This is a genomic window from Pseudoalteromonas sp. TB41 (assembly GCF_000497975.1).
Lineage (GTDB): Bacteria > Pseudomonadota > Gammaproteobacteria > Enterobacterales > Alteromonadaceae > Pseudoalteromonas > Pseudoalteromonas tetraodonis.
On record NZ_AUTH01000096.1, the window covers coordinates 25,747 to 36,275 of the forward strand.

Annotated in this window: 9 protein-coding genes; 6 read left to right on the top strand and 3 right to left on the bottom strand. The window is 39.4% G+C overall.

Features of this window, described 5'->3' with window-relative positions; genetic code table 11:
• Nucleotides 1-29 precede the first annotated feature (29 nt).
• The 4 genes from wecB to galU all read left to right on the top strand — a co-directional run bounded on the left by wecB (nt 30) and on the right by galU (nt 4,067).
• On the top strand, nt 30-1,103 hold the full coding sequence (wecB, locus tag L641_RS0116630) for a UDP-N-acetylglucosamine 2-epimerase (non-hydrolyzing) (protein WP_024602525.1): 1,074 nt from the start codon (nt 30-32) through the stop codon (nt 1,101-1,103).
• Nucleotides 1,104-1,106: 3 nt separating this feature from the next.
• Complete coding sequence (locus L641_RS0116635; protein WP_024602526.1) at nt 1,107-1,841, top strand: WecB/TagA/CpsF family glycosyltransferase; 735 nt, start codon at nt 1,107-1,109, stop codon at nt 1,839-1,841.
• A gap of 108 nt (nt 1,842-1,949) precedes the next feature.
• Nucleotides 1,950-3,023, top strand: a complete 1,074-nt coding sequence (wecA, locus tag L641_RS0116640; protein ID WP_024602527.1) for a UDP-N-acetylglucosamine--undecaprenyl-phosphate N-acetylglucosaminephosphotransferase — start codon at nt 1,950-1,952, stop codon at nt 3,021-3,023.
• Between the two features lie 159 nt (nt 3,024-3,182).
• Complete coding sequence (gene galU / locus L641_RS0116645) at nt 3,183-4,067, top strand: UTP--glucose-1-phosphate uridylyltransferase GalU (RefSeq protein WP_024602528.1); 885 nt, start codon at nt 3,183-3,185, stop codon at nt 4,065-4,067.
• A gap of 307 nt (nt 4,068-4,374) precedes the next feature.
• Here galU and L641_RS0116655 read toward each other — a convergent pair whose 3' ends face one another.
• The 3 genes from L641_RS0116655 to L641_RS0116665 form a co-directional block, all read right to left on the bottom strand.
• Nucleotides 4,375-5,742: an MFS transporter gene (locus L641_RS0116655; RefSeq protein ID WP_029750430.1), complete on the bottom strand. Its 1,368-nt coding sequence runs from the start codon at nt 5,740-5,742 to the stop codon at nt 4,375-4,377.
• A gap of 505 nt (nt 5,743-6,247) precedes the next feature.
• Nucleotides 6,248-6,592 (bottom strand): four helix bundle protein, encoded by a 345-nt coding sequence (locus L641_RS0116660; protein WP_013464033.1) that lies wholly within the window; start codon nt 6,590-6,592, stop codon nt 6,248-6,250.
• A gap of 58 nt (nt 6,593-6,650) precedes the next feature.
• Complete coding sequence (locus L641_RS0116665) at nt 6,651-8,033, bottom strand: MBL fold metallo-hydrolase (RefSeq protein WP_024602530.1); 1,383 nt, start codon at nt 8,031-8,033, stop codon at nt 6,651-6,653.
• A 675-nt stretch (nt 8,034-8,708) separates the two neighbouring features.
• On the opposite strand from L641_RS0116665, the gene L641_RS0116670 reads away from it, so the two are divergent.
• Together L641_RS0116670 and L641_RS0116675 are read left to right on the top strand one after the other, a co-directional pair.
• The gene (locus tag L641_RS0116670) at nt 8,709-9,080 is read left to right on the top strand and encodes a GxxExxY protein (RefSeq protein WP_013464035.1); all 372 of its coding nucleotides are present in this window, start codon (nt 8,709-8,711) and stop codon (nt 9,078-9,080) included.
• 192 nt (nt 9,081-9,272) lie between these two features.
• Entirely contained in the window at nt 9,273-10,310 is a 1,038-nt protein-coding gene (locus L641_RS0116675; RefSeq protein ID WP_024600855.1) for an IS110 family transposase, read from the top strand.
• Nucleotides 10,311-10,529: the final 219 nt, after the last annotated feature.

Below are 10,529 nucleotides of genomic sequence, written 5' to 3' on the forward strand. Positions count from 1 at the left end.
AAATATCTCTAAGGCAGAGCAAAAGAAAAATGAAAATAGTTACAGTACTCGGAGCAAGACCTCAATTTATCAAGGCAGGTAGTGTTAGCAGAGAAATAGCAAAACATGAAAGCATTCAAGAGATAATAATTCATACAGGCCAGCATTATGATGCAAATATGAGTGATGTTTTTTTTGAGGAAATGCAAATCCCAAAGCCTGATTACTTTCTTGGTGTCGGTGGTAAAAGTCATGGTGCTATGACAGGACAAATGATAGAAAAAATTGAAGAGATTTTGTTAGTAGAGAAACCAGATTGGTTACTAGTATATGGTGATACCAACTCGACTCTTGCAGGTGCTATTGCTGCTGCAAAATTACATATTAAAATTGCTCATATTGAGGCTGGTCTTCGTAGTTTTAATATGAAAATGCCCGAAGAGGTAAATAGAATATTGACTGATAAAGTAAGTTCTATTCTGTTTTGCCCAACACTAGCCGCAATTAATAATTTAAATAATGAGGGAATTTCATCAACAGGTACTGAAGTATGTTTATCTGGCGATGTAATGCAAGATGGTGCTTTATTTTATAAAGGTTTGGCAGAAAAACCTTCTGAGTTGTTAATAGATGATTATGTTCTATGTACTATTCATAGAGCCGAAAATACTGACGATGAGGAAAGATTGACCTCTATCGTTAAAGCATTGAATGAAGTTGCGTGCAATCAAACTATAGTTCTTCCTCTTCACCCTAGAACTAAAAGTAAACTTGAAAGTTTAAGTATAACACTATCAGAGAATGTTCAAATAATAGCCCCTGTAGGTTATTTAAATATGGTTTGGTTAATAATGAATAGTAAATTTATTATGACTGATAGTGGCGGCTTACAAAAAGAAGCTTTCTTCTTTGAAAAACAATGTATAACTTTACGAGATGAAACCGAGTGGGTTGAGTTGGTTGAAGCGGGTGTTAATAAATTAGTTGGTGCTAACAAGGAAATGATTCTTGCCGAGTTCAATCGCTGTATAAATAAGCCCAGTGCTTTGTTTGACCAATCAATATATGGCGGGGGTCAAGCTTCAAAGGCTATTGTTGAATCTATAATCAAATTCATGGCTTAAATAATGAAGCATATTAATAAAGTAAAAATGATGGGCTGCCCATGTTTTGCAGTAACTGAAAGTGCTTTAGAAAAGCAATTAATGTACTTTATTGAAAATAAAATACATGGATATTCTGTAGCTATTAATGCAGAAAAAATCCAAAGCTATAAAAGCAATACCGAACTGAAAAAAGTTATTGATAACTCCTTATATCCATATCCAGATGGTTCTGGCGCTGTTTTAGGTATCAAATGGTTGCATAATTTAGTATCTGAAAAAATAAACATGCCAATCAGAGTTTTAGAAATAGCTAATAAAAACAGACTTACAGTTTTTATTATAGGCGCTAAGCCAGATGTGCATAGTAGAAGTTTAGCTATAATCAAAGAGCGATACCCTGATATTATTATTGTAGGAAACATGCACGGTTATAATAGTGAAGATGATATGATCTTAGCTGTTTCTCAAGCTAAGCCACAATTCATAATGCTTGCGATGGGTTCCCCTAGACAGGAAATATTTGCGAATAAACTCATTGAATTTACTAACAATGGCTTTGCTGTTGGCTGTGGAGGGGCTCTTGATATTATAGCTGGTAACTTAAAACGAGCTCCCGAATTTTATATTAATAATAACTTAGAATGGCTTTACAGATTGGTTCAAGAACCATGGCGTTGGAAAAGACAATTGTTTTTGCCCGTTTTTTTTATTAAGTTATCTTTTTTAAAAATAATTAATAACTTAAAAAAGTTATAATCGATTTATGTTTTAAGGATTAGTTTTTGAAATATCTGTTCATTCAACTAGGGTATATTAACTTCATATTCAGGCTGACGAAATTTTTAAGGCATGTTGAGGCATCTAATGTTCATTGATCTACTCCTTACTTTTTTTATTGCCTTTGCAATTTTATTTTTAATGCGTAAGGTGGCTCGTCGAGTAGGTCTTGTCGATAAACCATCAGGGCGAAAAATACACACAGGTAATGTGCCACTAGTGGGTGGTGTGGCTATTTGTATAACTATCGTTAATTATATTTATACGCACCCTAATATGATTAACCATGCAAATTTATATATGCTCTGCATTTGCGGGTTAACTGCTGTAGGTGCATTAGACGACCGTTTTGATTTAAGCGTAAAAATACGCATGCTAGTTCAGGCTTTAATTTCTGTTGCGATGATTTATTTTGCCAATGCAGAATTACATACACTAGGTAATTTACTCGGTTTTGGCGCTATAGAGCTTGGACTTCTTGGTGGGATGGTAACTGTACTTGCTGTTATTGGCTGTATAAATGCATTCAATATGGTTGATGGTATTGATGGCCTGTTAGGTGGCTTATCAATAGTGACTTTTGCAAGTATTGGTATATTACTTTTATTAGCCGGAGAGCAAAGCCTCAGCTACCTTTGTTTGTTATTAGTTGTATGTATGGTGCCTTACATACTATTAAACTTAGGTTTTGTTGGCCATAAGCGTAAAGTGTTTATGGGCGATGCGGGTAGCATGATGATTGGCTTTACTGTTATTTGGTTGCTTATAGGCGCAAGCCAAACTGCAGGTAACCCAATGATTCGCCCTGTTACAGCATTGTGGCTAATTGCAGTGCCGTTAATGGACATGGTGGCAATTATGGTGCGCCGTGTTAAGCAAGGTAAATCGCCATTTAAGCCAGATCGTGAGCATTTACATCATATTTGCCAACGCTTAGGCTTTTCATCACTACAAACATTAACTCTAATTTGCTTTATTGCTTCGGTTTTTGCCGCGGTGGGGATTGTTGGTGAGATTTTATTAGTGCCTGAGTTTGTTATGTTTTATGGTTTTATTGCTATTTTTACTGTGTACCTTATATTTTTATTAAATTATTGCACTGTAATGAATTATTTTCGCCGCAAATTAAACTTACCTGAAAAACAGTTTTCATCAAACTAGTCTGCTTTTTTCAAAACACCGAGTTAGCTACTCGGTGTTTTACTTTGTGTAATATTAAGCACCTATAATTTATTCTTACCTTTAGCTGATTCAGGCTGTATATATTTAGCTATGCTACTTTTGTAAGCAAATATACTCACTTATATTAAAGGACTATTTGTGAAAGCTGTAATTCCTGTTGCCGGTTTAGGCACCCGTATGTTGCCAATGACTAAGGCAATCCCTAAAGAAATGCTCCCCTTGGTTGATAAACCGCTTATTCAATACATAGTAAATGAATGTGTGGCGGCGGGTATTAAAGAAATTGTGCTCGTGACACATAGCTCTAAAAATGCCATTGAAAACCATTTTGATACCAGTTTTGAGTTAGAAGCCACGCTAGAAAAACGCGTAAAACGTACCCTACTTGAAGAAGTGCGCTCTATTTGCCCGCCTGATGTAACCATTATGCATGTACGTCAAGGTGAGGCTAAAGGCTTAGGGCACGCTATTTTATGTGCCAAGCCAATAGTTGGTGATAGGGACTTTGTTGTGGTGTTACCCGATGTAATTTTAGATGCTTATACGGCAGATCAAAAAACTGAAAACTTAGCGGCGATGATCGCACGCTTTAAGCAAACCCATGCCAGCCAAATTATGTTAGAGCCCGTTGCTATTAAAGATGTAAGTAAGTACGGCATTGCTGATATTAATGGTGTAGAGCTTGCTGCTGGTGAAAGTGCAGCAATTAAAAAAATGGTTGAAAAACCAGCCGCAGAGGTTGCACCTTCAAACTTAGCCGTTGTTGGTCGTTATGTTTTAAGTAAAAATATTTGGCCATTACTGGCTAAAACTCATGTAGGCGCAGGCGGTGAAATACAGCTTACAGATGCGATTGATGCATTATTGGCTATTGATACGGTAGAAGCGTTTCATATGAGTGGCCGCTCACACGACTGTGGCGATAAACTCGGTTATTTAAAAGCGATTGTAGAATACAGCATGCGCCATGAAACGTTAGGTGCTGAGTTTACTGAATATATGAAAGAGTTGGTTAAAGGGTAACGGGCATCGGGCATCGGGCATCGGGTAACGAGCTACGAGCGACGGGGTATGGGCATCGAACAACGGGTTACGGGCGACGAGCTTCGGGCCTCGAACCTAAATTCTAATACCGACGGGGGTGAACCCGCTGCTACAGGTATAAAAAACACCGCATTTGCATCAAACGCGGTGTTTTTATGTTTTTCTGATGCCTTGAACCTTGAACCTTGAACCTTGAACCTTGAACCTTGAACCTTGAACCTTGAACCTTGAACCTTGAACCTTGAACCTTGAACCTCGAACCTCGAACCTTGAAGCTAGCACCCTTTTAAGCCCGACCTCGCAGCGCAGAAATACAACTTGCCAGCATGACAAACCCTAATGACATTTTAAATGCCAATGAAATGGTGCTCATTAGTGCGTGGCTATTTTGCGCTGAGAAGGTGCTGTCACCAAGGTAATAATGCACAATTAAGTTGATTAAGCTCATGCCAAATAAATTACCAATAGTGCGTGATAAGTTCATTGAGGAAGACGCCACACCTAGCTCACTTTTATCCACTGCACCCATAATGGCATTGTTGTTAGGGGTCGAAAATAAGCCAAACCCAATCCCTAATAATAACAGTGAGCCACTAATGTAAGCGGTGCTTGAACTAACCGATAGCTGGGATAACAGAAAAAATCCAACCAGAACAATTACACAGCCTAGCGTGGCTAGTAAGCGTGGTTGTATTTTATCGGCAAGCTTACCTGCTAAGGGCGCCATAATAGCCATTGAAACCGCTTGTAGTAATACTATTTGTCCTGCATGTGCGGGGCTTGATCCTTTTATATATTGCAGGTACAAACTTAACAAAAAGGCCAGTGAAAAGTTACTGGCATACATGAAAAACGAAGTAGTCAACGATAGGCTGAACACACGACTTTCTAAAAACATTTGTACTCTAATTAAGGGGCGCCGACTGCGACTTTGGTGAACAATAAATAGTATTAAACAAATGATTGAAAGTGTGGTTAATAGCCAGCCAGCTACATTTGGTAAATCACTTAATCCTAATACTAAGCACAGTGCAAAGAGCGAGAAAATAACCATACCCCACCAGTCAAACGGAGATTTTTTATCGTTTTTCCATTCGCCATTTAAAAACAGTTTAATGGCAATAAGCAGCATAAGTACCAGGGGAATTTGCGAGTAAAACACGGCGCGCCATCCCCATATTTCAGTGAGCCAGCCACCAACCGCAGGCGCTGCACTGAGCCCTATGTACACACACGCCGCAGAGATGCCCAGTGCCATTCCGCGTTTATTATCAGGTGTTACAGAGGTGATAATGGCAACGCCTATACCAAAAATCATGGCGCCTGCAGCCCCTTGTATAAAGCGCCAAAAAAGCACCCACTCAATAGAGTTTGCTAACGCACACATTAGCGAGGCCAGTGCATTTAAGCCTAAACCAAATGCATACACGCGTTTGCGACCATAGTTGTCTGCTATTTTACCGCACGGCAGCATAAAAATGACGCTACTGAGTAAATACAAGGTGGGCATCCACGCAATCATTTTTGCGCTTGCGTGTAAATCTTCAGCAAGGTCGGGAATAGCGATGTTAACGCCAGCCATGCCAAGCGGCCCAATAATAGAGCCGCTACAAACGATAATAAGTGCAATCGTAGTGGGGGGGAAATTAAACAAGAGGTATCCTTTTATTTACTGGCCTTAAAATGATACGTGAATATACTTGCTTGTACAGGATTTAAAGGGCAGCGAGTTGCGAGTGACGAGCGGTGGGCAACGGGCTATGGGCTGCGAGCTACGAGTTACGAGTTACGAGCCTAGAGCTAAACACCGAACCTCAAACCTAAAGCCTAAATCCTGCGCGGGGTAAACTCCCGCCTACGGGCAAGTTAATATGGGTGTGTGAATGTAGGCGTGGCTTTATACCACGCACTGGTAGCTTTATGTCTCGTCAAAGGTAAAAAATTATTCACCACAGAGGTCACAGAGTTTACAGAGGAAGTGATTAAAAATAAAAACAGTTAGCTGTCAGCGTTCAGCAAGGTTTACTCTGTGTAGCGCGAAGTGTCTCGGTGCTCTCTGTGGTTCAAAAATAAATATTTTAGGTTAAAGGCAAATAGTTAAAGTAAAAGAGCAGGTTTTAGAAATCAGATAGCAGGCAGCAGATAGTAGAAATCAGACATCAAGCAGAGTCGAACCTATTTTTTAAGCTAGTTAGCATAGCTGCTAACTCTTTTGTTTCTAAAACCCATACTTGGCTTATACCTTTTGGTAAATAGCCAATTTCATCTCCAATATAGATTTGGGTGCGCGCTTCACCTAGTGAGGCGCGTGCAATATCAATAAAGCGGCTTTTTTCTTTAAAGCTTTCTCTGCAAACCCCCTCAGCTATATTGCTGGGAACCGATAGCGCAGACCGAGTTAACTGATCTCTAAACCCATAATCTTTTAAATTAGCGGTAGATTTATAAATTTCACAACTTAGTTTTACAGATCTTTTCCATACATCTAAATGCTCAAAGTTCATTACGATCTCCTAGGTTAAAATAAGACTTCTGATATCTGACTTCTTATTTTACTGTTATTTATCCCTTGCCAATTTCTACCGTCACCTCATCTCCCAATATTTCTCTGTATTTTGCTGCGAGTGTATTTTTAGCGTCATCATCGCCGTGAACTATTTTTATATGGTGGGGCTTTTTGCGCATACCGGTTACAAATTTGATGAGACCTGCCTGATCAGCATGAGCACTATAACCGCTTATAGTGTGTATTTTGGCGTTAATATTCACCCTAGTATTATTTATCAACACGTAGCCATTTTTTGGTCCGTAGGTTTGTATGTCGCGACCTAATGTACCGCGCCCTTGGTAACCTACAAAGAGTACGTCGGTGGTTTTGTCGGTTAAAAATCGCTCTAAGTAATTAACTATACGCCCGCCGGTGCACATACCGCTTGCTGCTAAAATAATGGCAGGTGTTTGGCGGCTGGCTAAGTAATTTATTAACGCTAAGTGCTCGCTATGGGTGTTTATTGTAGTGAGGTTTTCAAAGTCGAGTGGATGACGACCTTTGGCTACTTTTTTTTTGGCTTCTTCATCCCATAAATATTTAAATTTTCGGTATTGCTGAGTAAAGTTAGCTGCCATGGGGGAGTCAAGTATTACTTGTATTGTGCGCCAAGGTGAGTTTTTAGCAGAAGCATGAACAAGTTGTTCAAGTTCGTATAACAGCTCTTGCGTGCGGCCAATACTAAAGGCAGGCACAAGAACGATGCCGTTGTCGGCAACAGCGCGTTCAATCACGTTTTTTAAGGTTTGCGTACGTTGTTTACGACCTTGGTGGTTTTTATCACCATAAGTTGACTCTATCACTAAGGTATCGGCTTTATAGGGCGCTTTAGGTGAGGGGAGTAAAGGCGTGTAGGGCGCCCCTAAATCACCAGAAAAAACCACTCTATGATTATTGCTCGCTTTATAAGGAGGCGTGCTTATGTCTATTTCTACATAAGCGGAGCCTAAAATATGCCCTGCTCGTTGTAGTCGGGCTTTCGCTTTGTGTTCACCTTTGCAAGGAAGCTCAAACCAGGCTTTAAAGTCTACAGCTACAACTTGTTGTTTAAGTAGCCTTAAGCAGGCATCTATTATTTTTTGGTCTCGCGTAACGCCCACTTTTAATGCATCTTCAATGACTAACGGCAATAAGCTTGCTGATGCGACAGAGGTAAATATTGGCCCTCTAAAGCCAGCCATCAGTATATAGGGAATTCGGCCAACATGATCAATATGGCAATGGGTAACTATTAATGCGCGAACAGTGTCTATATTAAATTCAATGCTTAGGTCATCTACAGAATCTTCACCCTGGAATAGTCCGCAGTCAATTAGAAAAGAGCTTTGATCGTTTATTATCAGCTGGTGGCATGAGCCTGTCACGCCATTTACTGCTCCGTGGTGAAGTATTTTCATGAGGGTCCTTATGTTTTGGCTGCGGGTTACGGCTTGAAGCCCGAGCCTAGCACTTAGAGCCTAACGCCTTTATTTTATCGATAAATATAGCAGGTATTTTAATAAGACGGGGCTTTATACCGCAACTGATGGGCCAAGTGCAGCGGGCGACGGGCTCGAAGCTCGCGGCTCGTAGCCCAAAACGTAAGTTAGTGATTTTTTACCACAGAGGTCACAGAGTGCACAGAGGTATTAATTAAAGACAAAAGTTAAAGAGCAGTGATATTAGAACTTAGATATCAGTAATTGATTTCTCGGTGTAGCGCGCAGCGCCTCGGTGTTCTCTGTGGTTCAAAAAAATTAAAACACTATTTACCACCGAGGTCACAGAGTGCACAGAGGAAGTGATTAATAATAAAGAGCAGTTATTATGTCAGATATCAGTAATTGATTTCTCGGTGTAGCGCGAAGCGCCTCGGTGTTCTCTGTGGTGCAAAAAAATTAAAACACTATTTACCACAGAGTGCACAGAGGAAGTGATTAAAAATAAAAACTGTTGTTAGATTTTGAGATTTCAGTAATTAAAGCTTTTCTCGGTTTAGTGCTTCGATTTTCACTGTGATTCAAAATAATCCTTTAGACGAGAAAGTGACTATACTGTCAAAATAAATTACAAGGAAGTGGATAAAAATATCAATGGAAACAGATTTACTAACTCATAAAGTTATTGGTTGCGCCATTGAGGTTCATAAAAATTTAGGTCCTGGTTTATTAGAGTCTAGTTATGAAAGTTGCCTAATGTATGAACTAAATCAATCCGGACTGCTAGCTATTGCACAAGCTGAACTACCTATAAAATATAAGAATGTATCAATCGATACAGGTTATAGACTTGATATATTGTTACCGGATAAGCTAATTGTTGAGTTAAAAGCAGTTGATAAATTGCGGCCTATTCATTCTGCTCAGTTGATGACGTATTTAAAGCTGACAGGAATAAGAACAGGTCTACTAGTTAATTTTAATGAAGTTAAGCTCGTTGACGGTATTAAAAGGATCAGAGTTTAATTACTTTACTTCCTAAATAACTTCAAGATTAAGAAGTTACAACTGACTGTCTTCTCGGTGTAGCGCGAAGCGCCTCAGTGTTCTCTGTTGTGCAAAAAATTAAAACACTATTTACCACCGAGATGTATGGACTCCCCTCCCATCGAGGGGTAACGTAATAAGTGACAAAACTTTTACTAAAGGAGTCCATACATGATGAATCTTAACGTTATTGCGATTGATTTAGCAAAAAATAATTATCAAGTTTGTAAAATAGGTCAAGATCGACAGGTTATATACAACAAAGAAGTATCGCGACAAAAGCTACTTCAATTATTGGCGTCAGAAAAGCAGTCATTAGTGGCGATGGAGTCATGTGGTGGCACGCATTATTGGGCAAGAAAAGCGAAAGAGGCAGGCCATACAGTTAAGCCAATGTCTGCACGGGTTGTAAAAGCATTTAGACAAGGCCAAAAAACGGATGCGAATGATGCTTTAGCTATTGGTATTGCAGCTCAACAACCAACAGTTAAACCGAGTAGATTATTAAGCATAAATGAGCAGTGCTTACAAGCCATGTCAGCAATGAGAGAGCACTTTGTAAAGCAAAAAGTAGCCTTGGGGAATCTGCAACGAGGTTGCTTGTTGGAACTTGGTATCCCAATAGCTAAATCAGATAATAAGTTGATTGATGCAGTGGAAAGTCTGCTCGAAGATACAAATTTAGATGTACCTATGGCATTTAGAGCGTCTCTAAAAATAATGAATGAACAATTCAAAAGTGTTATGAAAGAAATTAGAGAGCTAGAAAAGCTCATTGAAGAAGAAATCAAAAATGATGAGGTATGCGAGCGACTTCAAAAACTGGAAGGTGTTGGGCCTGTAGGTTCAATGATGTTGAAAGTTTACTTTAGTTGTATAGAACACTTTAAAAATGGGCGGGAAGCATCAGCCTGCGCTGGTTTAACGCCAGTTCAGCATAGCTCTGGTGGCAAAGAAAGAATTGGCTCAATTTCAAGAACATCGGCAAATAAAAAGTTACGTAGCACGTTATATCAAGGTGCACTAGCTGTTGTCACACATGTTGTAAAAAGAGCGAGCCGTACAGAAAAAGACGAATGGCTTAAAAAGTTAATTGCAAGGCGTGGTAAAAAAGTGGCAGCGATAGCATTGGCTAATAAAACAATCAGAACCGCATTTGCAATGCTAAAGAAAAACGAATGTTATCAGCCAACGTTATTAACGGCTTAAATTTTTGTCAACAAAGAGCGTTTAAAATCAGGGTAAGACTGACCTTTAAGAGACTGTTCCGTGCCTAGGTATAAAATACCGCCACCGAGAAAAGTCATAAAGGGGCGAATACATTAAAGTGACCAGGGGTAGCTCCCCAAATAGAGTCCGTATATAAGCCAGCATCTAATCTTTATTTAATAAATACTTCGTTGACAAAAAACGGGGAGTCCATATAAG